This is a genomic window from Mesorhizobium sp. P2_A8, assembly GCF_056404935.1.
Map to the genome: position 1 here is coordinate 85,796 of NZ_JBFUDB010000002.1, position 23,482 is coordinate 109,277.

At 57.0% G+C, this 23,482-nt stretch carries 18 protein-coding genes; 10 read left to right on the top strand and 8 right to left on the bottom strand.

Annotation, left to right across the window (positions count from 1 at the left end; all coding sequences use genetic code 11):
* Positions 1-43 precede the first annotated feature (43 nt).
* The 4 genes from AC1D10_RS07000 to AC1D10_RS07015 all read left to right on the top strand — a co-directional run bounded on the left by AC1D10_RS07000 (position 44) and on the right by AC1D10_RS07015 (position 4,775).
* Positions 44-907: a DMT family transporter gene (locus AC1D10_RS07000; RefSeq protein ID WP_477270030.1), complete on the top strand. Its 864-nt coding sequence runs from the start codon at positions 44-46 to the stop codon at positions 905-907.
* A 63-nt stretch (positions 908-970) separates the two neighbouring features.
* On the top strand, positions 971-2,233 hold the full coding sequence (locus tag AC1D10_RS07005; protein WP_477270032.1) for a diaminopropionate ammonia-lyase: 1,263 nt from the start codon (positions 971-973) through the stop codon (positions 2,231-2,233).
* A gap of 43 nt (positions 2,234-2,276) precedes the next feature.
* Positions 2,277-3,650, top strand: coding sequence for an MFS transporter (locus AC1D10_RS07010; protein ID WP_477270034.1), 1,374 nt, complete (start codon positions 2,277-2,279; stop codon positions 3,648-3,650).
* A gap of 24 nt (positions 3,651-3,674) precedes the next feature.
* A complete protein-coding gene (locus AC1D10_RS07015) occupies positions 3,675-4,775 on the top strand; it encodes a branched-chain amino acid aminotransferase (RefSeq protein ID WP_477270036.1) in 1,101 nt (366 codons plus the stop codon).
* A 129-nt stretch (positions 4,776-4,904) separates the two neighbouring features.
* Here the strand turns inward: AC1D10_RS07015 and AC1D10_RS07020 are convergent, their stop codons facing one another.
* Positions 4,905-6,740: a patatin-like phospholipase family protein gene (locus AC1D10_RS07020; protein WP_477270038.1), complete on the bottom strand. Its 1,836-nt coding sequence runs from the start codon at positions 6,738-6,740 to the stop codon at positions 4,905-4,907.
* A gap of 477 nt (positions 6,741-7,217) precedes the next feature.
* On the opposite strand from AC1D10_RS07020, the gene AC1D10_RS07025 reads away from it, so the two are divergent.
* Complete coding sequence (locus AC1D10_RS07025; protein WP_477270040.1) at positions 7,218-8,630, top strand: alpha/beta fold hydrolase; 1,413 nt, start codon at positions 7,218-7,220, stop codon at positions 8,628-8,630.
* A gap of 218 nt (positions 8,631-8,848) precedes the next feature.
* On the opposite strand, the gene AC1D10_RS07030 is transcribed toward AC1D10_RS07025, so the two are convergent.
* Positions 8,849-9,826: a quinone oxidoreductase family protein gene (locus AC1D10_RS07030; protein WP_477270042.1), complete on the bottom strand. Its 978-nt coding sequence runs from the start codon at positions 9,824-9,826 to the stop codon at positions 8,849-8,851.
* 29 nt (positions 9,827-9,855) lie between these two features.
* Positions 9,856-11,505, bottom strand: a complete 1,650-nt coding sequence (locus AC1D10_RS07035) for an ABC transporter substrate-binding protein (protein ID WP_477270044.1) — start codon at positions 11,503-11,505, stop codon at positions 9,856-9,858.
* A 139-nt stretch (positions 11,506-11,644) separates the two neighbouring features.
* On the opposite strand from AC1D10_RS07035, the gene AC1D10_RS07040 reads away from it, so the two are divergent.
* Together AC1D10_RS07040 and AC1D10_RS07045 are read left to right on the top strand one after the other, a co-directional pair.
* Positions 11,645-12,529, top strand: coding sequence for a LysR family transcriptional regulator (locus tag AC1D10_RS07040; RefSeq protein WP_477270046.1), 885 nt, complete (start codon positions 11,645-11,647; stop codon positions 12,527-12,529).
* 158 nt (positions 12,530-12,687) lie between these two features.
* The gene (locus AC1D10_RS07045; RefSeq protein ID WP_477270048.1) at positions 12,688-13,101 is read left to right on the top strand and encodes an ester cyclase; all 414 of its coding nucleotides are present in this window, start codon (positions 12,688-12,690) and stop codon (positions 13,099-13,101) included.
* A gap of 586 nt (positions 13,102-13,687) precedes the next feature.
* Here the strand turns inward: AC1D10_RS07045 and AC1D10_RS07050 are convergent.
* The 3 genes from AC1D10_RS07050 to AC1D10_RS07060 all read right to left on the bottom strand — a co-directional run bounded on the left by AC1D10_RS07050 (position 13,688) and on the right by AC1D10_RS07060 (position 15,723).
* Positions 13,688-14,242 carry a hypothetical protein gene (locus tag AC1D10_RS07050; RefSeq protein WP_477270050.1) on the bottom strand — a complete coding sequence of 185 codons (555 nt, stop codon included), beginning with the start codon at positions 14,240-14,242 and terminating at the stop codon, positions 13,688-13,690.
* A gap of 48 nt (positions 14,243-14,290) precedes the next feature.
* The gene (locus AC1D10_RS07055) at positions 14,291-15,139 is read right to left on the bottom strand and encodes a ParA family protein (protein WP_477270052.1); all 849 of its coding nucleotides are present in this window, start codon (positions 15,137-15,139) and stop codon (positions 14,291-14,293) included.
* 146 nt (positions 15,140-15,285) lie between these two features.
* Positions 15,286-15,723, bottom strand: coding sequence for a hypothetical protein (locus AC1D10_RS07060; RefSeq protein WP_477270054.1), 438 nt, complete (start codon positions 15,721-15,723; stop codon positions 15,286-15,288).
* A 139-nt stretch (positions 15,724-15,862) separates the two neighbouring features.
* On the opposite strand from AC1D10_RS07060, the gene AC1D10_RS07065 reads away from it, so the two are divergent.
* Together AC1D10_RS07065 and AC1D10_RS07070 are read left to right on the top strand one after the other, a co-directional pair.
* Positions 15,863-16,087, top strand: a complete 225-nt coding sequence (locus AC1D10_RS07065) for a helix-turn-helix domain-containing protein (RefSeq protein ID WP_477270056.1) — start codon at positions 15,863-15,865, stop codon at positions 16,085-16,087.
* Between the two features lie 241 nt (positions 16,088-16,328).
* Positions 16,329-16,589, top strand: a complete 261-nt coding sequence (locus AC1D10_RS07070) for a hypothetical protein (RefSeq protein WP_477270058.1) — start codon at positions 16,329-16,331, stop codon at positions 16,587-16,589.
* Positions 16,590-19,041: 2,452 nt separating this feature from the next.
* Here AC1D10_RS07070 and AC1D10_RS07075 read toward each other — a convergent pair.
* The gene (locus AC1D10_RS07075) at positions 19,042-20,370 is read right to left on the bottom strand and encodes a DNA methyltransferase (RefSeq protein WP_477270060.1); all 1,329 of its coding nucleotides are present in this window, start codon (positions 20,368-20,370) and stop codon (positions 19,042-19,044) included.
* Between the two features lie 75 nt (positions 20,371-20,445).
* On the bottom strand, positions 20,446-21,126 hold the full coding sequence (locus tag AC1D10_RS07080; RefSeq protein ID WP_477270062.1) for a recombinase family protein: 681 nt from the start codon (positions 21,124-21,126) through the stop codon (positions 20,446-20,448).
* A gap of 885 nt (positions 21,127-22,011) precedes the next feature.
* On the opposite strand from AC1D10_RS07080, the gene AC1D10_RS07085 reads away from it, so the two are divergent.
* Entirely contained in the window at positions 22,012-23,250 is a 1,239-nt protein-coding gene (locus AC1D10_RS07085; RefSeq protein ID WP_477270064.1) for a hypothetical protein, read from the top strand.
* The last annotated feature ends 232 nt before the right edge of the window (positions 23,251-23,482 follow it).

Below are 23,482 nucleotides of genomic sequence, written 5' to 3' on the forward strand. Positions count from 1 at the left end.
GGACTGAAGTGTGGGTGACTCGGTAAATTCGAACCGTGATATCATGAGGCTGACCCTTGGCCTGGTGCTGATCGGCACCGTGGGCGCGGCCGTATTGGCGACGGGCCTCGACGTGATGACGATCGTGTTCTGGCGCAGCGCGATCGGGGCGCTGTTCCTGCTGGTCTGGTGTTTCGCGACCGGGATTCTGCCGGACCGCACGCTAACCGCCAGGAATCTGGCTCTCGGGGCGGTTGCCGGGACCAGTCTCGTCCTGAGCTGGGCGGCTTTCTTCGGCGGGCTCATGCTGACCTCGATCAGCACCGCCACCATCCTCTTTCATATTCAGCCGTTCCTGATCCTGCTGATCGGTGCAGTGATCTGGAAGGAGAGGGTGACGCGCGATCAGATGATCTGGCTGGTCGTCGCCTTCTTTGGCGTAGCCCTCGCCAGCGGCCTTTCGCTGTCCTCCGCACAGGTCAACCCGAACTGGCTGCTGGGCATATTGATAACGCTGGGTGGGGCTTTCCTCTATGCGATAACGGCGATTGCCGGAAAGGGGCTGGCGGGGCAACGCGGCGAGATCACCGCGCTCTGTCAAACAACTGTCGGCGTCATCATCTTCGCCCCCTTTGTCAATTTCCATCAGGACATCGCGTTGCCGTCCTGGGGCTGGCTAGCTGTGATCGGCGTGGTGCATACGGGCATCGCCTGGGTCCTTATCTATTCGGCCTATCCTCGCGTCTCGACACCTGTCATCGCCGTCCTCAGTTTCGTAAACCCGCTGACGGCAATCACGACGGACTGGCTGTTCTTCGATCGTCTTCTCGGTCTGCCGCAGGCCATCGGGATGGTTTTGATCGTGATCGGCACCCTTGGCGTGAAGCTGGGATGGCGGCTGTCTCCCCGGTCGATCGCTGTCCCCTGAAGGGCGCCCCCGAGTTTCACTGGAAAATCCATGACCCTGCCCATTGTCTGTCGGAGCGCCCAAATGAACGAGAGTTTCGCACATCACTTCAACGCGCTTCATTTTGCGCCGCAGACAGAGGCGCGGGCCGGGGAGCCGGTCCGCAACCTCCAGGGCTGGGGCAAGGCGGTCGACGAGATCCACAGCTGGCCCGAATACGAGCCGCAGCCCTTGCATATGCTGGACGCGGCGGCATCGCGCCTTGGCGTGGCGAAGATATTCTACAAGGATGAAAGCCAGCGCTTTGGCCGCGATCTGGGCAGCTTCAAGGCGCTTGGGGCTCCCTATACGGTCGCCTGCATTCTGGCTGACGAGGTCGAGCGCGCGACCGGGACACGTCCGACGCACGAGCAGCTCCGGTCCGGCGAGTTCCGGGCGATCACCGAGCGGGTCACGGTCTGCGTGGCGACAGATGGCAACCAGGGGCGCGGACTGGCCTATGGCGCGAAGACCTTCGGATGCCGCTGCGTCGATTACATTCACGGGCATGTCAGCCCGGGCCGCAAGCAAGCGATGGAGCGCTATGGAGCGATCGTCATCCGTATCGACGGCGAATATGAAGCTTCGGTCGCCCGCGCCAAGGAAGACGCCCGGATGAATGGCTGGCATTTCGTCAGCAGCACATCCTGGGACAATTTCCAGTCGCCCATCCCGCGCAATGTGATGGCGGCCTATATGGTGATGGTCGAGGAAGCACTTGAACAGATCCCCGAACTCGAAAAGGTCACGCATGTCGTCATGCAAGGCGGCGTCGGCAGCATCGCCGCCGCGGTGTTTCTCGGATTCCAGACGCGCCTGAAGGGCGCTACTCCGCGGTTCGTCATGGTCGAGCCGAATGAGGCGGATTGCCTGTTCCAGAGTGCGGTGAACAATCGTCCGACCCCATCGTCCGGGTCGCTGAGAACGATCATGGCCGGGCTTGCCTGCCGCGAGGTCTCGCCGGCGGCGTGGGCGATCATGGAATGGCTTGGCAGCGACTATCTGCGGATTCCCGACGGCTGGGTCGAGGATGCGATGCGGGCGCTGGCGGCAGGCAACGGCGACATTCCGATCGTCTGCGGAGAATCTGCCGCGGGTGGTATGGGCGTGCTTATCCAGGCCGCGGGTGACGAGCGCCTGCGCAAGGCACTTTCGCTGGACGGGAACAGCAGGGTCGTTCTGTTTGGTTGCGAGGGCGCGACCGATCCGGAAATCTACGAGAAGATTGTCGGCGAGAGCCCGGACTCGGTCTTCTTGCGCCAAGGCCCTGCAAGGCCTGACACCTGCTCCGGTGATCGGGTCGGCTAGTATGGCGATTGACGTTCCGCTTGTCCGGCCCCGGATGAATGTGATGGCCCTCGTCGCCGTGATGCTCGGGGTCGCCATCATCACGCTGGACATCTCGCTCACCAGCACGGCCGTTCCGGCGATCGCGCTTGGGCTCGGCGTACCCGCCGCCACGACGATCTGGATCATCAACGTCTACTACCTCGCGGTGATCGCCGCCCTGTTGCCCCTTGCGGCGCTTGGCGAGATCCACGGTCATCGGCGGATCTTTCTTGTTGGCCTTCTGGTATTCGCGCTCGGCTCTCTCGCCGCGGGTCTCGCGGATTCCTTGTTGGCCCTGATGACGGGCCGCGCCTTGCTGGGGCTGGGCTCGGCCGCTATTTCGGCCACGACCCCGGCGCTGATCCGAACGCTCTATCCGCCGGAAAGGCTCGGGCGTGGGCTCGGCCTCTATGCGATGATCGTGGGCATCGCCTTCACGGTCGGGCCTACCGCGACCTCGACCGTTCTCTCGGTAGCGGAATGGCCCTGGCTGTTCCTTCTGAGCGTTCCGATCGCCCTGATGGCCTTTGGTTTTGGCATCATCAGCCTGCCTGCCACCGATCGCAACATCCGTCCGTTCGATCCGGCTTCGGCACTCCTCTGCGCGGCGATGTTCGCGTGCTTTCTGTTCGCCATCGCCGGCATGGCGCATCTCGGCTGGCAGCCGGTCGTGCTCGCCTTCGCTGGTGGTCTCATCTGCGGATATTGGCTTCGCCGGCGCGAAACAGGACGGACCGCGCCGATCCTCGCCGTCGATCTGTTCAGGATCCCACTCTTTACCCTTTCGGCAGCGACCTCGATCTGCGCTTTTGCCGTTCAGGGCCTGGTCTTCGTGGTGCTGCCCTTCCTGTTTACGTTCGAGATGGGTTTCACGCAGGTCGAAGCCGGTTTTCTGATCGCGCCCTGGCCGGCGGCGTTGGCGTTCATGACGCTGGTTGCCGCACCGCTTGCCGATCGCATCGCCCCCGGCATCCTGGGATTTGCGGGATTGGTCATCCTCGCTGTCGGTCTCGGGCTTCTGGTGACCATGCCGGGCTCTGCCGGCGTGTTCGACGTCGGCTGGCGCTTGTTCCTGTGCGGCGTGGGCTTCGGGTTCTTCCAGTCACCCAACATGGTCGCGCTGATGAGCAGCGCCCCACGCGACCGCAGCGGCGGCGCGGGTGGGATACTGGCTACGTCGCGATTGCTGGGACAGTCCATCGGAGCAGCGGCGGTGGCGTTCTGTCTTTCGACGTGGCCGGAAAACGGCGTCGAGGTCGCCATCTGGCTTGGCGCCGCGCTGGCTGTGCTGGGTGGCGGCATCAGCCTGCTTCGCCTTTTGCCGTCCGTTCGTCATCTCCACCGAAAGGCCGGGAAAGTCCTGCAGCCAGGTCGACAATCGCACGGCTCAAAGTAAAATCCGTTAAAAGGGAAAAGAACGATGTCCGACCAAATTTCTCCGCTGGTTTTCGAGGTTACGCCGAGTGCGAGTCCATATCCCGAGGCTGACCGTCTCAAGGCCCTTGAAGCGCCCGGATTCGGTACGCTGTTCAGTGACCACATGGCTGTTGCCCGCTGGAACCCCGATGCCGGCTGGCACGCCTCGACGATAAAGGCGCGGCAGCCCTTTGCCCTCGATCCCGCCAGCGCCGTCCTGCATTATGGGCAGGAGATCTTCGAGGGCATGAAGGCCTATCGAAACACCGATGGACGGCCTGTGCTCTTCCGACCCGAGGAAAACGCAAAGCGGTTCAACAACTCTGCGCGTCGGCTGGCTATGCCGGAACTGCCGGTGAGCGACTTCATCGCGGCCGTGGAGACCCTGGTTGCCACCGACGCGAAATGGATTCCCGATGGCGACGGCAGCCTCTATATCCGCCCCTTCATGTTCGCGACCGAAGTGTTCCTGGGTGTGCGGCCCGCGAAGGAATATATTTTCTGCGTCATCACCTCGCCCGTCGGCCCCTATTTCAAGGGCGGCGAGAGGGCGGTGAGCATATGGGTTTCAGAGCAGTATACGCGCGCCGCGCCCGGTGGAACCGGAGATGTGAAATGTGGCGGAAACTACGCGAGCGGCCTTGCCGCGCAAGCTGAAGCGACAAGCAATGGATGCGCTCAGGTTATCTACCTCGACGCATCCGAGCGCCACTGGATTGAAGAGCTTGGTGGCATGAATGTGTTCTTCGTGATGGAGGACGGTTCACTCGTCACGCCTGCGCTGGGCACGATTCTCCCCGGCATTACCCGAGATGCCGTGATCCAGCTTGCCGCTGAATCCGGCATGACCGTGCATGAGCGGCCCTACTCGTTCGAAGAGTTGAAAGCCGATACCGCGAGCGGCAGGTTGAAGGAGGCATTCGCCTGCGGCACCGCTGCCGTCATTGCTGGCATCGGCACGGTCAAGTTTGGCGGCGGGGAGCTTCAGATCACCGGAGGCCAGACAGGCCACACCACCAGAAGGCTTCGCGAACGGCTGGTCGGCATCCAGCGCGGTCAAGCTCCCGATCCGCATGGCTGGGTTCATGAGATAAGGGGGACTTGAGACCTCACGCGCGCGCAGGCATCGCACGTGCTGGAGTTCCACCAACCCCATGACGGATCCGGTTAAGCTTCGACCTCCGACCTGATCCAGTCGACGAACGCGGCGGAATCAGCGTGGCTGGCGCCAGTCCTAAGTATGTGCGTTACCCAGCACCGCCCGGAGCCCTGAGTCGTTCTGGAGCAGCCGTTCCTCGATCCATTGCGCCGTGCGGTCGTAGGCGTCCGAAAACAACTCGGAATGCCGCCTCCAATCCATGAACCCGATCGTGCTCGAAACCTGCGGACAGACCAAGACATCCTCGTCGCCGACGGCAAGGTCCTGCGGCCCGTGTGCCAGCATACTCGCGGCAATAACCTGAAGCATGCTCGGAACCTGCGGCAAGCGGGCACGGCCGAAAGGGTTCAGCAGCGCGACCGCCAGTTCCGATCTTCCGGGGATGTGGTCATAGTCGATGTGATATTTTTGCGGTCCACTGGACCCAAAGCTCACGATGACGTTGGGGCCGGTCTTGAGTTTCCTCATCTGTTCCAGCGGCAAATTGTTCATGATGGCGCCGTCCACTAGCATATCGCCGTCAGCCGTAAAGAACGGCGGCAGGACACCCGGGATCGAGCCGGATGCCCGAACGGCTTGCCAGAGTTTTCCACGACGGTGGACATGGGGCTGACGGCTGCTCAGATTGGTCGAAAGCGCAAAGAACGGAAGCCAAAGATCTTCGATCAGAACGTCGCCGTATTCCTCCCGAAGGGCTCGATCGAAGGTTTTGTGATCTAGAAGCGCGAAACGCGGCAAGGTGGGGCGCCGAAACGCCCGACTCTTGACAAATACGTTGTGCGTGCCGCGGTCGATCTGCTCCGCGTCCAACCCTCTTGCGAAGCCGGCCATCATCGCCGCTCCGGAACTCGTCCCGCCGAGATAGTCGAAGCGCCCGCCCGCCTCGACGAAGGCCTTGTAGACGCCCAGATGGGCGCTGCCCAGGGACCCACCCCCCGCCGCCACGAAGCCACGTGCCTTGCAGGAAATAAATCGAACCAGGCGCTGGATATCAGCCTCGTCCTCCAGCGCAACATGATGATGCTGGCCGACATAGGGACGCTCATCGAGCCACGCAGAGGTGCCGGAGACCGCAGCCGAGCGATTGTCGTGAATTAGGACAAGCCGACCGGTCGATGGTGGATGGACCGATAGCGCCAATTCCTCGGACGCGTTCAAGCGAGGCGAGGAGGACGCGTTCGCCAGCAACAGGACGGTATCGGCCTGGCGAATGCAGACTCGTGTCCATTCATTAGGTTCTTCATCGGCGACGTAGACAACGAATTCAGCTTGCGCCTCCAATTCGTTCAACCAGTTAAGGACCGGCTGGCCGTCGATCGGACGACCTGCGAACTTCGCGTGGACGTCTAGCCGGGAAACGAACTGAGCGCGCGTGACCGCGCCGAACTCTTGCTGTAGGCGCCCGATGAAAACCGGTGAGATGCGACTTCCGCCGGCTGCAATGACGGCAAGCGTTCGGATCTTGGCAGGGTTCTGGAGACGTGACAAAATCGGAGATTGCGTGGCGAACCGGCGCGCCAGAGATATTGTGACCGCCTCTCTCAGGTTCGGCAAAGCCTCGGCCGCCTTCTCGAAATGATTACGACTGATTTCAAGGACGATCGAATCGCGCGCTGCAAGGACAGTAGCCGTACGGGGCAGCCCTGCAAAGAAACCAATTTCGCCGACTAGTTCGCCCTGTGCGATCTCGGCGACCGTGCCAATCGGATCTCCTTTGTGTACCGTAAAGCGACCGGACAGCACGACGAAGAACCTGTCCGATGGATCGCCTTCGCGAACCAGGACCTCACCGCGCCTCAGGACCCGACGGTCGGATTCGGCAGCCAAAGCCTCGAGCGCCAGTAACGACGCCCGATCGAACATCAATGTCGCCGACAATAATCTCGCGGCGAGAGAATCGACAGAGGACATTTGAGCCATCCCGGGGACGCATTCGCTCCGGTAATTGTATCCCGTACCGCTCGTGTTTGCAGCGTCGCAACGCGCGATCCGAGCCGAACCGCAACGTTGAGGCAGTCCTCGACGGGCTACAGCCTCCGAAGATGCAATTGCAGCCGCTGGTGCGCGGCTTTCCCGTTGAGTGGGAGCGCCAACGGCGCAATGCCTGCTGGTTGTGAGGTCTGACCTGCGGTGACCTTCATCGTCCGCGTTGCGGATGGCAGCAATGCGCCGCATCTCGGTCATATCGATAGATCGCTGGCGCCGAAAGCGACATAGCGGGTGACAATGTCTTGGTCGTGCCCATGAACGGACATCTCGCCATGAGTTTGAAGCTCGATCGATCTCGTACGGTCTTTGCATCTGAACGCTGCAGCACATCGAGGCCCGTGGCTAGGAATGCAGCTCGACAAAAGGGCTGCTCGACCCGTACGCTGCGGGATGGTTGACGTGGCCGACCCTTTCGAGCGGAAGCTTGCGGCGATCCTTGCCGCGGATGTTTCCGGCTATAGCCGGATGATGGAGGTGGACGAAGCCGGCACGCTTGCGCGCATGAAGGCACATATTGGTGAGGTCGTCAGGCCCAGCATCGCGGCGCATCGGGGCAATATCGTCAAGACCACGGGGGACGGCCTGCTCGTCGAGTTTGCGAGCGTCGTCGAGGCGGTTGAGAGCGCTGTCGAAATCCAACGATCGATGGCGGAGCGGAACAGCGGTGAGCCCGAGAACACCCAAATCCTTTACCGCGTCGGGATCAATCTCGGTGACGTCCTCTTCGAGGACGGAGATGTCTTCGGCGACGGCGTAAACGTGGCCTCGCGGCTAGAGGGGCTCGCCAAGCCGGGCGGCGTGTGCGTCTCGGACATTGTGCATCAGGCAGTCGAGGACCGGATCCAAGTCCCCTTCCGTGACATGGGCAACCAGCGGGTAAAGAACATCTCCCGACCCATCCGTGTCTGGCAGTGGACGCCCGACGCGGCGCTGCAGACGACTCGACCTGTCGAGGCGGCGCTGCATCAGAGGGTGCAGTTCGCGACGGCGTCGGACGGTGTGCAACTGGCTTGGGCCAGCATTGGCCAGGGAGCGCCGGTGCTGAAGGGTCCGAACTGGCTGAACCATCTTGAGTATGAATGGCACAGTCCAATTTGGCGTCCGATGCTCGCGAAGCTCGCCAAGTTTTGCCATCTCGTGCGGTTCGATCAACGCGGAAACGGCCTCTCCGACTGGGAGGTTGAGACTATATCGGAAAATGCAATGGCCGATGACATGTCCACAGTCGCGACCGCTGCACAGGTGGATCGGTTCGCGCTTCTCGGCATCTCGCAAGCCTGCGCCTTTTCCGTGCGCTATGCTGTAGAGCATCCGAAGCAAGTGACATGTCTCGTCCTGCTGGGTGGTTTTGTCCGAGGTCGGCTAAAGCGACCGGGTCTCGACCAAAGGAAGCTATATGAAGCCGGGGCGATGATGATCCGCGACGGCTGGGGCTCGCCGAATCCTGTTTTCAGGCATTTCTTCACTTCGACGTTCATCCCCGACGCCCCACATGAGATTATGGCGAGCTTTGACGAACTACAGCGCATTGCCACGAGCCCCAAGGCGGCGATGCGACTTTGGCAAATGAACAGCAAAGTTGAGGTGACAGAGCTGGCAAAGAGGGTCCGTGTGCCAACGCTCGTGCTGCATTGCGTGGGCGATCGCGTCGTGCCGATCGAGGAGGGCCGCCTGATGGCAAAACTCATTCCGGGGGCGATGTTCGTCGAACTGCCGGGAAATAACCACGTGCTCATTGAAGGCACGTCAGCCTACGACCAGTTTTTCGAGGAAACGGCTGTCTTCCTGGCGATGCACAATCCGGTCGCGTAGCTTACGACCGGTGATCCACTTTGGAACTGCCAGTGCTACGGCAAAGTTTTGAGCCGTTGGAGACCTTCATTTGCGACCATGGAATGGCAGCAATGCGCCTCAAATTGGCCATTGAAGCTGGCTCTGCCACTTACCTTAAAGCCGACACGCCGGCGACAGTGCCGGGAGGTCATGGATGCGCCAAAAGCTGCCAATCGCCGCGTCGGTATCGGCAGGGTCTAAGGCACCAGCAGGATACGCCCCTTGCCTCCCCCCTGTTCGAGCGCGGCATGTGCAAGGGAAGCCTCAGAGATCCGCATCGTTGTCCATTCTGGTGTCCGCATAGCTCGTTGGGCGAGAAGGTGCGCCAGCGTTGCGATGGCGGCTTCAAGTGCCGTCCCGTCAAGGTTCTCTGTTGAATAGCCAGTCAGCGATACCGGCCGGATCAGGTTCCAGAGATCGAACCGGACATCACTACCCCCTACCGCGCCAACAAGGGACATCGTCCCGCCAGGTTTCAGGGCGGAGACCGATGTTTCAAACACGGCTGCGCCCACCGTATCGAAAACGCCGTCGAGGCTTTGCGGCTCGACCAGAGACAGTTCACCGGCCTTCGAAGCCAAGACCCGTTCGGCTCCCAGCGCGCGAACGTAATCGGCCTGCTCCGGCCGCGAGACGAGGCCCAGCACATGTGCGCCGAGCGCACTGGCAAGCGAAACCGCCGCCGAGCCCACGCCGCCTGCCGCGCCGGTGACCATGACGTGCCGTCCATCGAGCGGTCCGAGGCGTTGCAAGCCCTCGTGGGCGGTGACGCCGGCTAGCCCAATCGCCGCAATAGCCAGCGGATCCGTGCCGGCGGGTAGTTGAGCTGCCGCACTGGCATCGACCGTCACGAACTCGGCATAACCCCCTGGCCGATCGGCCCGGACCCCGCCGAGGCCCTGCATCATCGTGATGACCTGCTGGCCAACAAGTGCACGACCCGCGGAAGACCCCGCCTCAACCACCTCGCCTACGACTTCCACGCCGGGCACGTATGGAAAAGGCGCTGGCTTGCGGATAGGCCAGTTGCCCGCCCTTATCTCGAGGTCGGTGTGATTGACTGCGGCGGCGATGGTCCTGATCCTGATCTCCGAGGCGCGTAGCGAAACGACCGGAACGGTCTTCCACTCAAGGACCTCCGGACCGCCGTAGCGGCTGATGACGATCGATCGCATTCCGCTTTGCATGACAGCTGGTTCCGGGTTCAGCCTTCATCCAGCCAGGCATCGAAGTATTCGTGTTCCTGCGTCGGATGGACCCGGACACCCTTGAGGGCTGGGACCCAGTGCTTGTACAGCTTTCGCCAGTAGGGCTGGATGAGAATCCCGGCATCCTGCAGCATAGCCTCGATGTCCTTCATCAGAGCCTTGCGCTTCTCGGCATCGGGAATGGCAAGTGCGGCATTGAGCTTGGCGTCGAATTCGGGATTTGACCACGCCGATTCGTTCCAGGCCTCGCCCGTCCGATATGCGACGGCAAGGACCTGGACGCCGAGTGGCCGCATGTTCCAGGTCGTCATCGAAAACGGGTACTTCGTCCAATCATTCCAAAAGGTTGATCCCGGCAGGACGGTGCGCTTGATCTTGATCTTCGCTTCACGCAACTGAGCGGCGATAGCGTCGCCCGAATTCCGGTGAAAGTCCTCGTCGGCCGTGATGAGCTCGAACTCGAAGTCCGCGCGGCCGGCCTCCTGAAGCAACCGGCCGGCCTTGTCGATGTCACGCCCGACCACGGGCAGCTCGACGTACTCGGGATGAATTGGAGAGACATGGTGGTTGTGCGCCACATCGCCGGCGCCGCTATAGCCAAGATCAAGCACAACCTTGTTATCCACGGCCAACTGCAGCGCGTTGCGCACCCGCTGATCGTCAAAGGGTTTGTTGGTGACATTCATCCGGGCCAACAACGTGCCCGCGGTCGCCGCCTCACCTTTTACCAGCCCAAGTCCATTTAAGGCTGCCACCTGGTCTACCGGCGATTCGTAATTCGTGTGGATCTCGTTGGCTTCGAACGCTCCCAAGGTTGCGTTCGGGTCGGACCCGTAATCAATGAACTCGATGCCATCGAGGTGCGGTTCGCCGCCCCACCATTTTCCATTTGTGCGACGTTTCAAAACGACGCGGACGCCAACATCGTAGGAAACCAACTCGAACGGTCCGGTTCCGATTGGGCATGCGCTAAAGGTCGCGCCTTTTTCGTCGAAGCTTTTGTGAACCAGCAGGGCCGGATAGTCGGCCAGAGTAGGAATGAACGTAATGTCCGGCTGTGGAAGTGTGATCCGCAGGGTCATGTCATCGAGGCGTTCGATGGCCGTCTCGCGCAACTTGCCGGTTGATTGATCGATGAGCGTGCCCATCCGCCCGGCCATGGAGTTGCCGGCAGCATCCCGCTCACACCAACGTCGCAGATTGAAGACAACATCATCGACCGTAAACGGGTCGCCATTGTTCCAGGTGGCGCCGTGCCTGCAATGGAGGACAAACTGCGTCGCATTGTCGTTGACCTCCCAGGATTCGAGCAGGCGGCCTTCGAAAGTGTAGTCGGTGGTATACTTGACGAGCGGCTCGAGCGTCTGGCGTTCAGCATTGGCAATCTCCGACCAGTCCGCTGTCCGCGGGTCCTTCGGGTCTTTGACGAACATCGCTACCTTTAGGGTCCCACCGCGCTTGGGCTCCGCCGCCAGTGCCGGCGTCAACGATGCACCGATCAGCCCGTAGGCCAGAGGCGCCGATGCGCCGAACGCACTTGCCAATGCCAGGAATTCGCGACGATCCAGCCGACCGTTCAAACAAGATGCTGCCGAGGCGTAGATGTGCTCGGGAACCTTGTCGAAATTGCTCTTAAACATTGGCATTTCGCTTCCTTAAAGCAGCATTTGTCCCGCGCGAACGGCCATAGGGGATTTCCTATCGGGCCGGCGATGGCACTTCCATATGAAACGCAATCGAGATAAATCGGCATCAGCGAACAACACTTGAAACGAATTGGCTAAAATGGACCGTTTCGCCAGCATGACCCTATTCGTGAAGGCTGTGGAACTCGGGTCCTTTTCAGCGGCGGCGGAAGCCCTGTCGACCTCGCCGCAGCTGGTCGGGAAGCACGTTCGCGCGCTGGAGGACCATCTTGGGGTGCGCCTTCTAAACCGCACCACACGTCGGCAGAGTATGACTGACTTCGGACGTGGCTATTATGAGCGGGCCAAGCACATCCTCGCCCAAGTTGAAACGGCAGAGGGGCTAGCTGAAGAGACAAAGTCGGTTCCGACCGGCAGGCTGAGAATCAACGCTCCGGTCAGCTTCGGCATGCACAGCCTAAGTCCTTGTCTGCCGGAATATCTGAAGGCCCATCCGCAGATTTCAATCGAATTGACGCTTTCCAATCGAGCGGTCGACGTTGTTGACGAGGGATATGATGCGGTCTTTCGAACCGGCGAACTTGCCGACAGCGGCCTCATCGCCAGAGCCTTGGCTCCCTATAGGCTGGTCCTATGCGCCGCCCCTGCATACCTGCAGGCACATTCAGCCATCACGCACCCGCTTGATCTTCAACAGCACGAATGTCTTGGCTTTTCCCACACTGAGTTGCGAACGCACTGGACGTTCGACGGCCCGGATGGACGGATTGTGGTTCCGATATCGGGCCGCGTGATGGCCGATCATGGCGAGCCCCTGCTTAGTGCGGCGGTAGCTGGGGTGGGCGTCTTGCTGCAGCCGAGCGAAGTGGTGACTAAGGCACTGGCAAGCGGCGAATTGGTTGGGATCTTGCCGGCCTATCATCCGCCGACGCGGCCACTCAATGTGATCTACGCTCACGACCGCCGCGTAACGGCTAAACTCAGGAGCTTCTTGGATTTCGCCGTTGCCAAATTCGGACGGTAGCGGCGCGATTGCCGGATCATCTCCAGTCCCGCGCGGAGTGCATTCGAGCAAATTTGTTGTAGGTCAACAGCGGTTGCAGCGATTGATCCCGCTCTATGCAGAGCGTAGACGCCCCTCGATCGCTGCTAACGCGGCTTCAGCCAAATGGGACATTTGTTATGAGCAGCACCGCCACCTCCTTCATGGCCAAATTCGTCGAGTTCATCAACGCGGCGGATGAAAAGCTGGCGAACGAACTCGTCTCGCCGAATGCCATTTTCCATGTCCCCGGAAGGCCAGAGCCGATGATCGGGCCTGCGGGCTATATGGCGATCGTCGCAATGATGCGAGGAGGCTTTTCCGACATCCAATGGACGTTGGAAGAAACGATTGCCGAGGAAGATAAGGTCGCCGCCCGCCTCACAATGAACGGCACCCACACCGGAACGTTCATGGGCGTGCCGCCAACTCAAAAGACAATCAGCGTCCAGGCTCTGAACATCTATCACTTGGAGAATGGCCAGATCGTCAAGGAATACGGCCAGCCAGACCTGCTCGGCCTGTTGATACAGCTTGGTGCCTTTCCCTCCTAGCCTCAGGAGAAGGCGACACACGGCCGGCCACGTTTCACGCCCTTTTTGCCCCTGACGTTCGCAACGGGTCAGTTCACCTCGATATACGCAGGGCACCGAAGGTCCGCTTCGGACATTCCGAGCCTCGTAACCGCACGTCCGATGTCGGCCCAAAACGCGACGTCCGAGTAGTGGCTTGGCGAAGTCCGTAGTGGTGCAAGCCGGACCTAGCGAACGATGGCCTAGTTGTGGTTTTTTGACAGGCGAGCGAACCGCAAAACTGCCCTCAGCAAGGCCGGCGCTAAGGCATTGATATTGCTGCTTTCAAAACCTGGGGATTTTTGGGGCCACTCCCCAGCTTCGGAGAATGACGGGCATTCGGAGAACAGTTTGGGCGGGAACGTTGTTTCCGCTCTCGCTAGTTTTCGGCCGCACATCCCGCACCGGAGAATTGTTTGGACTTTGAGAGTGGTAGCGGGAGAGGGAAACGCGCCCGTCTGTCCTAAGCCTTTGATTTTTCTTATTCCGTTCTCGCGGGAAAGGTACCAAGGGGTACCGGAGTTCGCAACCCCTCAGGTGAGGATCGATCTAGGCAGAAAAGCTACTTTCAGTCGCCTTGGCCCTCATCACGTGTGTTGCTCGGTGGTGGTTTACTGCCGTCGTCAGGCCCTCGGTTCTCGATGTCCTCGCTCTCCGAAAAATCAGGGCTCGGTAGTGATCTAATTGACGCGTTGGTGGCGCGAATCGCGTCGGAAATTGGGCCAAGTTGTGATGGTCCTGATCGGCTCGCTTGGCGAACGATTCGCTCCAACCTGTCAGGCGGTGTTTCAAGGAGGACGTCGAGCACTCGCCGAAAGGCCTCCAAGCGCTGCTTTACCTGCCGTGCAGGGTAACCTCGTGTTTCCAAAAAGTTGCGCACGTCTGCCACGGTCGGCAGAAATAGTTTTGCCTCGTATCGGCTCGCAACTTCCAGCAAAAGCTGCTTCGTGTAAGGCGGCGCTTTGATTTTCGTGACAATGTCGACGGCCGAGGGCTTTGCCTGCTCCGAGTTCCGGCGATCACCAACGCCCGCGTTTTCGCCTTCGTCTGGCTTGGCCGGCGTGCTCTTTATCTGCTGCAATGTGGATTCAACGGATTGGAAGCCCCATCCGTCCACAAGCACACTTAGCAATTTCCGAAGTGTTTCGTTCCCTTGTCGTGACATGGCACACTATAGACCTATCGCCTTGAAAAATTCGTCGGCGAAATAGGAAAACATATCTGAATTTCCTCCGTAGCTGTAGTCCCCGCGCATCTTCTTCGGAAATCCTCGGGAAAACGGAATCTCTATCTTGAAAATTGGCCAATTATTTTTAGATGCATCCGCTCGTATTTCTCTGATGGCCCGTTGTTTCTCTGGGCCTCCGTTGTTTCCGCCGTGATAAAATGCGTTGTTTATTACAACACCAACAACATCGATATTGTGAGTTCTGTTTCTTTTACGGAAGTTATCCAGGGATTGTTCCAGAAGCGGAAATCCGATTGTAGCGAAATACTCAGGCTTAACCGGCACTAATACGAGACCACTTGCATGATAAGCGGCCTGGGTCAAAATCGACTCAGTGGGGGCGCAATCTATGACGATAAGGTCCTTCTTCCTAAATCGCGTCGAAATAAACCGAGCCAGAGCTTTCGGATCTGGGCGGATTGCGTTCGTCAGATTGTCGGAAAAATCGAACCTAGATGGAATGAGGTCCAAGGCTCTGTCGTCCCATTCGGTAATCGTTTCGACAACGTCGTCTTTCGATAGCGCTCTTGGGCTCGAATCAGAGGAGCTTGGTGGAACGTACCCGTTAAAGACCTCTACTATCGATGGACGCTTCTCCATCAAGAATTCACCGTAATCTCGGTGCATCAAAGCTTGGCTAAGGTTCGCTTGCGGGTCAAGGTCTATGGCCAAGACATCAAGTTTGCGGGAAGCCGCCCCATGCCGACAGAGCAGGGCCGCTATCGTGGATTTCCCAACTCCACCTTTCATATTGATAACACAGACTGTTTGCGGTCCGCTCTTTTTCTCCAAGCTCACCCCCTATCCAGCACCGAACCCCAATCGCCAAGATGACATTCAAGGGTGCGCTTCGCAATGATAGAAACGATAGGGCCACATGTACGGTTAGCCAAAATAGCTAGAAAACTCGCCTGCTCTCGCATGCCGATTTTCCGATGCTAAGGCATTTTGTCTATTCCCCAGCACGGCTCCTCAAACGACTCCGAGAAATCGCGCATCCTACTAAGTTTGTCCGGTTGACCAACGACTAAGAAAGCCCAGAAGTTTCCGGATTCCAACTTGCTGATTTTCATTTTGAAGAAGCTGTCACCGCTTAACGCACCATAGGCGTTGTTCGCGTTTACAAGGCCGCAAACCCCATATTCGCCTGACTGGTAACCCACTCGCGTTTCGGAAAACTTGGCTGATTGCGGATCGCGCAGTGTTTCACGGAATTCCTTTGCCATCGCGAGTACGACCTCTTTCGGAAAGGGCGTTGGCGGTACCGGTATCCCGCCCGTGTCAATACCAAAGAAACTCTCTCGAAATGCAACGAATCCAACTCCCAATATTAGCAGCCCGGCGGCCACCAGTGCATACACCCACCCCATTTTCATCGCCCTGACCCCAACAAGAGACCGTTAGATTATCGCCTACAGGCAACCATTCGCCAAGGATGAATGTGACTCATAGTCCGTGGGCGTATCGTCCATGCTGCGACCATCGTCGCACTCGATGGAGAACGTACGAGAGATATTGGCTACCAATCTCAGGCTGGCCCGCCGGCGCGAGGGAATCTCACAAGAGGATTTGGCGGCATTGGCAGCGATTGATCGCACCTATGTTTCCGGGATCGAGCGTGGCACTAGGAATCCGACTATTGCCGTTCTCGCACGGTTTGCTGCCGCCTTGAATACGACCAGCGCGGCGCTGATTACGAAGGGTGCATACGCGCCAAAGAGCCGGGGCGGCTTCGAATAGAAACTCGCTTCGGCAACCCAGCTCTTTTCTGAGATTTCCCATTCTGAACTTCAAGTGGTGAAAGCCCTGGGTTCCCGGTCGACCTGTGGACGCCGCCGAAATGCGAGCCTGCGGGCGGCGCTCCATTTCAACCAATTCTGGAAAAAATTCTGAATCCCTTGACTCTTCAAAGCCGAGAAATTATCTAATTTTTTAGCAGCTAATTTTGCCGTTTTAATACATGAGGATTTGGAGGGTTAAGGTGCTAGAAAAAAATGAACGGAAATCGCAGAAATCTGGCTCGTCCACCAAGCGCGAAAAGTTCGTTAAATTGGCTGAAAGTCGGACCTCCAATGCGATCAGGGCAATCCGGGTAATCGCTAAATTGGGAAATAAATCCGCTTACGAATTTAGCGAGGCGGATGTCAAAAAAATCGCCAACGCGCTTTCTAAGGAAATTGAAGCGCTAAAGGCGCGCATGTTGACTACTGGTGGTAAAGAAGATGTAGAGTTCAAGCTCTAAGAGCCGAGGTCATTTTAAGGGGGAAGCGAAGGGTGAATAACAGCCAAACAAAGGATTTTTGTCTCAGATTGCTACGCGCAGAGACGGAAGACGAAGTAATCGCCGCTTTGCAGGATGGCGGCTATTGGAGTAATCCGGATGTTTGGCGCTCCTACGGCGACGTAGAAAACAATTGGGGGCAAGGGGGGAATCAGCAGAGTCTCGCCGAGGCCGCACTTGCCGAAAAGATAGTCAACTCGGTCGATGCGCGGCTTATAAACGAATGCTTTGTACATGGGATCAATCCGAAGAGCGCTGACGCTCCTCGCTCTATCCGTCAGGCTGTTGCGCGTTTCTTCGAGGGAAGCTCAGGAACAAAAGATGCCACTGGCGGATATATAGAAGATTGGGGCGATGAGAAGATTCGACAGGTCGCCCAAGGGATTACCCTGTGCGCGACAGGTACTCGCCCCACGCTAAATCTAGTGATTAGCGACTGTGGCGAAGGACAAACTCCCAAGCGCATACCGCTGACGATCTTGTCTCTCAGCCGCAGCAACAAAATGTATATCCCTTTTGTGCAAGGCCAGTTTAATCAGGGCGGGACCGGTGCTCTCCGGTTCTGCGGTCGTCACAATCTCCAGCTCGTTATTAGTCGACGCAATCCCGTGCTACTTGGGGCAGACCCGGAAAAGGACGAAACTTTTTGGGGTTTTACCATCGTTCGCCGTGAGCGCCCAGGTGAAGCGATGGACGGGCGCCGAAACTCAATCTACACGTTTCTTGCACCTGCGGGCGTAGGTGTTGATCTTGATCCCCGTCATGGTGAAGTTCTGTCCTTCGCAGCTCCATCGATGCCATTGTTTCCGGACAAAGAAAGCCCGTATGGCCGCGAAGCTGAATTCGGAACGACTATTAAGCTTTTCGACTATCAGTACGTGGGTGAAAAATCGAATATCATTCGTGGGAAAAGCGTCCTCCTACGTCGCCTTGAACTTTTGCTTCCTGAAATCGGTCTGCCTGCCCGCCTATATGAATTTAGAAAGAACGCGGCTGGCAACATTCTGCCGCAAGGTAGTCGAGAAACCACTCTTGTGGGGTTGCGGCGGCGTCTGATCGACAACGAGAATGTTGAAGACGGGTTTCCGATAACAATCAATTTTTCACCCAGAGGAGAGAAGCTTCTTGCTGAGGTTTTTGTTTTCAAACCTGAAGGTTCTGATCGAGACGAAGACGAGGAGAGTGATGGTAAAGACAAGAAGAAGCTTGGCGGCATCAAGTCGTACCGCAAGCGCGAAGGCGTCGTGTTTGTAAGGAACGGGCAGACACAAGGCCATCTGCCACGCGATTTCTTTAGGAGAGAATCGCTCAAGATGCGACCTCTCTCTGATGACATGCTGATTTTTGTGGACTGCGATCGTATGACCGATGACGTTCGCGAAGACCTTTTTATGCCATCGCGTGACCGGCTAACCGATAATGCCTTCAAGGCTGAATTGATTGACGGCCTTGAGCAAGCCATCAAATCGGACGAGACCCTTCGTCAGCTTAGAAATCAGCGCCAGCATGATCGGATGTCTGAAAGAATGAAGGATGATCGACCTCTGACGGATGTCCTTCAAGCCCTTATCAAAAGCTCCCCAAATTTAACACAGCTACTGCAACTCGGGCAGAGAATATCTGCTCCATTCAACACTTTTCCAACTGGCGGAGGAACGGAAAAAGAGTTCAGGGGTGAAGTTTATCCGACCTTCTTCAAGATGAAGGGGACGGAATACGGCAAGATTCACACGAGAGGGGCTCCAATTAATCAACGTATGAAGCTCACCTTCGAGACTGATGCTCGGGACGACTATTTTCGCAGGCGTATTGAACGAGGCAATTTCTCGCTGACATATGTCGACGCTATGGGAATCGTTTGGGACGCATCATTCGTAGGCCCGAATTTGAAACGGGGCATCGCCACCGTAATGGCCAGCCTTCCTGAGGAAGTGCAGGTCGGTGACATTCTGTCGTTCGCAGCTCATGTGGATGATAGTCGTAGTTCGTTTGACAATATGATCCAGGCGACCGTCAAACCCGCCGTTACAAGCCAGGGAGGCGGCGGCGGTGAACGTAAGCCTCCGCAACCCAAGCCCGGCTCCGAACGAGAAGCGCCGCAACAGCTCGCGATGCCGCGTATTGACCGAATTTACCGTGAGGAATGGGCGAGCCAAACCCCACCGTTTGATGAGTTCACCGCAATGGCGATTGAAGTCGCTGGCTATGAAGGTGAGGAAGAGAAGGAGGTCTATGTTTTTCGTATCAACATGGACAACACGCCGCTTTTAAATGAAATCAAGCAACGCCGGCTTGAGGATTCTACCGCGAGGAACCAGTTTCTCTATGGAAATGTGCTCGTTGGCCTGTCTATGCTGCTACAGCATAAGCAAGCAGCCACTAATCAGAACGATCATGGATCGGAGTATAAACCTCAGTCGATCGAAGATCGAATTGAAGGCACCTGTAGAGCACTTGCGCCGTTCATCCTTACGTTGACGTCTTTAGGTATGAACGATTTATCTGAGGTGGATGAAGTTGAGGGCCTCGAATCAGCAGTCGGTTGATTTTTTTTCTGATGGAATAGTACGACCTCTTGAGAGCCGGGGGTTTCGCCTCGCTGGTCGCTGTACCAACGCCGTCTGGGGACGCTTCGCCACAGTCGGCCGTCGTGTTTGTCGGCCAGGCTGGGGAGGAACGTTTCCTGAAGACCGGCAGCCTCCATCGTCTCTAAGTACTTTTCTAGTTGCCAGCTAGGATCTGAGAACGCCACCATTTGAGCTACGACGGTGTGTTCATTCGCGATAGCGCTTATGGATGACATAGTCGCTTTGATGTTGGCAAAATATGTCGATAGGTGAAGACTTTTCCTATCGCCCATCGTGTAGTAGCTGCCGCCGGCTCCGTCGAGTTTGCCCGCGATCCAGAACGGTGCCGCGCTCTCTTTGCGCCCATCCACCTGCCAGCGATGGTATAGAACGTGCACACCCGGGTACGGTGGTGACGTGAGTACTAATTTGGGAGCAGGCATAGCCTTCATACGAGGGTCAGTTTCGAGGCCAGCCGCAGAGCGCTGTAGCACCTGAACCGTAGTGCCATTTGCCGAGACGGTAGCGCTAAGCGCTCGTGCTCCTGCTGTCATTGCGGTGGCGGTGGTTTGAAGATAGTCGCGGAATTCATCAACGCATGGCAACTTCTTTCGACCATCGAGCGCCCATTGGGCAACGCGAAGCACTGCGCACCGGCCAAACGCTTCCAGTCGGTTGCAATTGAGCTTAACGGCGGACTCAAGTGCCTGCTCGATGGCTTTTCGCAGTCGCCACCTGTTGGGATGGTTGAGGTGCTTGTGATACCCTAAGGAACTGTATTCTTCAGAATGCACACTCGGCTTGTGAACGTTGATAGCCGCTGCGACTTTCGACGACCACTCGCCTAGTCGTTCCAGCTCAGCTTCCGTGAAAATTATCGTCTTCGCCGACGATACAAATTCTGCAAGAGTACTAATGTCGACTCCGACCGCGTTGCGACCACTAGCTAGAGCTTCGACAAGACTGGTGCCCCCGCCAACGTGCGGATCGAGGACCAGATCGCCAGGAGATGTAAGTTCATCTATTACAGCGCGCGCGAATGCCGGAGAAAAGCGGGCTGGATATTTGTAGAATCCATGCGTAAGTCCGCGCACAACGCCTGTGTCGCGCGCGCCGGCAATCAATCGCGCCTCGCCTTCAGCAGATATTTTAAGGGAGTATTTCGCCTCATCCATGGTTAATCATATCGCCCGGTATGGTTAACGAGTGGTTCACCCTACCGAAAATAGGTCGGCAACCGACCTGCGATTCTAGGTCACCGAAGCAGCTAGACGTTGGTATCGAGCCGATACCCGCGCAACCGCCGTGGGGTGCCATTTGCCGCCAGCAAACGCGGGGATTTGTTGCTGGTTCAAAGTATAGGTAATTGATCGAATGGACGCTCCCGACCCTAGGAGTTCGACAAGTCGCGGCCCAATCTGTTGAGCGAATTTGTCCGCGCTGGCCCGCCGTTCTTTTGCAAGCAATTTTGCATTTGCGCCTAACCTCGCGCCGCGAGCTTTTGCAGCTTGAAGTGCAACTCTAGTTCTCTGGCTGATACGCCGCGCTTCCTCCTCTGCCATAGCGGCATAGACGTGGAGCATGAACCTGTCGGCCTGGGGCATATCCAATGCTATGAAATTCGCACCCGATTCAATTAGGCCGGAAATGAAATGAACATTGCGAGCGAGGCGATCCAGTTTTGCAATTAGCAAGGTCGCTTTGTGCTTACGGCAATATGCAAGGGCGTTCTGCAGTTCCGGCCGGTTAGCCTTCCGTCCACTTTCAATCTCGACAAACTCGCGCGCAATCTTGGCTCCATCCCGCGCGGAAAAGTCGTGGACGGCGAAACGCTGCGCGTCCAATCCTAAGCCGCTCTCGCCTTGCTTGGCGGTCGAGACACGGAAGTAGGCAACGAATCTGTTATGCTGCTCCGTAGCGATGGTTTGCACGACGTTGCTCCCTTAGAATCGATTATAAGAAAACTCGTATCAGGCAAACGAACGTTTGCTTGTGTACAGATAGTCATTATTTTGAGTATGTATAGGCATGATGGGTCTATTTCGAGTGTGTGAGAGGACGTAGGGCTAATTCGCCCCAAGCCATTGATTCTAGATTGTTATTTCGTTCAATTCGACGCTATCGCTGCGCTTGAACTGAGATAAAGGGTTAGATCGCTAATTGTGTAATTGTTACAATGAGTTAGATCTAAATGTGTTATGCAGTTTTTTCTTATAGGGCCGAAGGTGTACGATAGGGCGTATAGCTACGTGCCAACCTAACAGATTTGGTGGAAATGGCGGAAAAGTCTGATGGAGATTTAATGCTGAGGTCTCTCTGGCGGCACCTCGATGCCGACCAAACCGATAGTCCGCTATCCTTGATTGAGACTCGTATCCTTTTACTGATCCATCACGAGCACAAAGATGCCGATGGTTTTGTCACGTTGAAGATTGGGGATATTGCTCGTCGAGCAGGCCGCACGAGTCACGTGACAATCAATAGGTGGATTGGGTCGCTCCTGAAACGGAAGCTGCTAGAGAAGGTAGGCGTCCAAGGCAAGCCAAACAAATTTCGGATTAGGCCATTTATCGACCCCCCGCGAAGGCCCATCAGGAAGTTAAGAATTAAGGGGCAGCGCAACCTCTCGAATGTGTGATATTCAATTTTATATAGATGTCTCTTACGCGCGCGCGACTCTATATTCGGTTTGGAAATTACATGAGCAATTTGTGATACTCATTTGTATGACCATGTACAGAATAGGGATATTCGCACTGACAAATTTCGAATGAGCGAGCGAAGCGAGAGAGTGAGAAATTTGTAGCGGGATAAATTTGAACCAGTGGGAAGGGGTGAGATTGTCTTTTGGCAATTTTCATCTCAAAATTTTTCCGACATTAGGAAGGTGCGGGGGCTCTTTGTTTTTTTTACGTGAAAGTTTCGGACAACATAGTTTTAGGCTCCCGAGCCGCGATGTAACTGGCAAGCGGATACCCGCGCGGCTCATCGTTTCGCTTGTTGCACTCCACGAAAGCGGTCGATACACCCTCTTCAATGGGGGCGGGGTGAAATTTATGAATGCAGTTAGATCAACTGCTGCGGCAGTGCTTTTGCTCTTGCCCTCTTTGGCATCCGCGCAGGCATTTGACTGGTCGGCACAACTCGGAAAATCGCCTACCGCTCTACCGGCCGCTCTCGGGGAGAGCGCGCAGTGCAGGTCGGCAATCCATTCTGTCCCTGTTAAATTTGTCGATCAAAATACGACGGTTCGAGCGGGCCTATTCGACCCAATCGAGAATACCAATCCGAAGCAATATTGGTGGTCGGTCGGCGGAGAAGCGGATCTTTCCGTCGACCGGGACAACGAGCGACGTTACGTCGCCGATACGATAAGCGTCCTAACCTGCATTATCGGTCGAGAGGCGACTGTTACCGCCTATGCATTCGAAGACAGGATCTTTCGGATACAACTCGCATTCGATCGCTGCGCTTCGCGAGATGAAAAAACGAGCCAAGTTCTCAGCACTCCGGAAAAGCCATTCACATACACATACCGGGAATGCGATGGGTTTGACTCGAAGGAAAAGGACTACGACGCGGCGCTATTTCGAGCGATCACAGCTCGCAACACCTACGGGTACAACAAACAAGGTCAGCCTGGAATGTTGGATTTCGGCTGGAATCGATACGTTCGCGGCGAATACAAAGGTGCCGAGCACGAGGCTCTATCTGATTTTTCTTGCATGATCGAACGCCCTGAAGGGGCCCGACAAATACTCCTTGATGACGAGCCCTATCGCTGCCTTATCGACGTCGAAAACGTCGACCTTTCGCACTGGTCTTCAACTGCAATGTACGAGTTTCTTACCCCAGGAGTGATCTTCGACCACGTTGAAAAGCGACTGACCGCCAAGAGAGCGTTTATCGATATGCCTGCCGAAAGACAGGCCGCTAAATCTATGTGGCCCGGGCTTCAAGCCATGATCGACGGCATCAACAAGGAAATTTCCGAGCGTCTGGCGGCAAAGGTCTCAACTGACGGAGCTGTGTCGAAAATCCTCGGCTCGCCGTAGCCGAGACGATGAGAAATTTGTTCCTGATAGCGATGGGATGTGTGGAACTGGAGCGCTAGCAATTCAGATTGCTCAGTTTGAGCGGGATGAAAGTGAGCAATACCCATGGCCGATGGGCCAGTTGGTAACGAGCCTGCGCAGGCGAGCCAGCGAAAACCTTCAAATATAGCCACCTCCGCGACTGTAGGAACGTGCTTTGGGGTTTGGTGGGCAAATGGGCCCCTTGACAGCT

Bases quoted from the DNA above. Each gene is read 5' to 3' on its own strand.
- AC1D10_RS07015 (WP_477270036.1), top strand. From the start codon at position 3,675: ATGTCCGACCAAATTTCTCCGCTGGTTTTCGAGGTTACGCCGAGTGCG.
- AC1D10_RS07035 (WP_477270044.1), bottom strand. From the start codon at position 11,505: ATGCCAATGTTTAAGAGCAATTTCGACAAGGTTCCCGAGCACATCTAC.
- AC1D10_RS07040 (WP_477270046.1), top strand. From the start codon at position 11,645: ATGGACCGTTTCGCCAGCATGACCCTATTCGTGAAGGCTGTGGAACTC.
- AC1D10_RS07045 (WP_477270048.1), top strand. From the start codon at position 12,688: ATGAGCAGCACCGCCACCTCCTTCATGGCCAAATTCGTCGAGTTCATC.
- AC1D10_RS07030 (WP_477270042.1), bottom strand. From the start codon at position 9,826: ATGCGATCGATCGTCATCAGCCGCTACGGCGGTCCGGAGGTCCTTGAG.
- AC1D10_RS07020 (WP_477270038.1), bottom strand. From the start codon at position 6,740: ATGTCCTCTGTCGATTCTCTCGCCGCGAGATTATTGTCGGCGACATTG.
- AC1D10_RS07060 (WP_477270054.1), bottom strand. From the start codon at position 15,723: ATGAAAATGGGGTGGGTGTATGCACTGGTGGCCGCCGGGCTGCTAATA.
- AC1D10_RS07005 (WP_477270032.1), top strand. From the start codon at position 971: ATGAACGAGAGTTTCGCACATCACTTCAACGCGCTTCATTTTGCGCCG.
- AC1D10_RS07010 (WP_477270034.1), top strand. From the start codon at position 2,277: ATGGCCCTCGTCGCCGTGATGCTCGGGGTCGCCATCATCACGCTGGAC.
- AC1D10_RS07075 (WP_477270060.1), bottom strand. From the start codon at position 20,370: ATGGATGAGGCGAAATACTCCCTTAAAATATCTGCTGAAGGCGAGGCG.
- AC1D10_RS07000 (WP_477270030.1), top strand. From the start codon at position 44: ATGAGGCTGACCCTTGGCCTGGTGCTGATCGGCACCGTGGGCGCGGCC.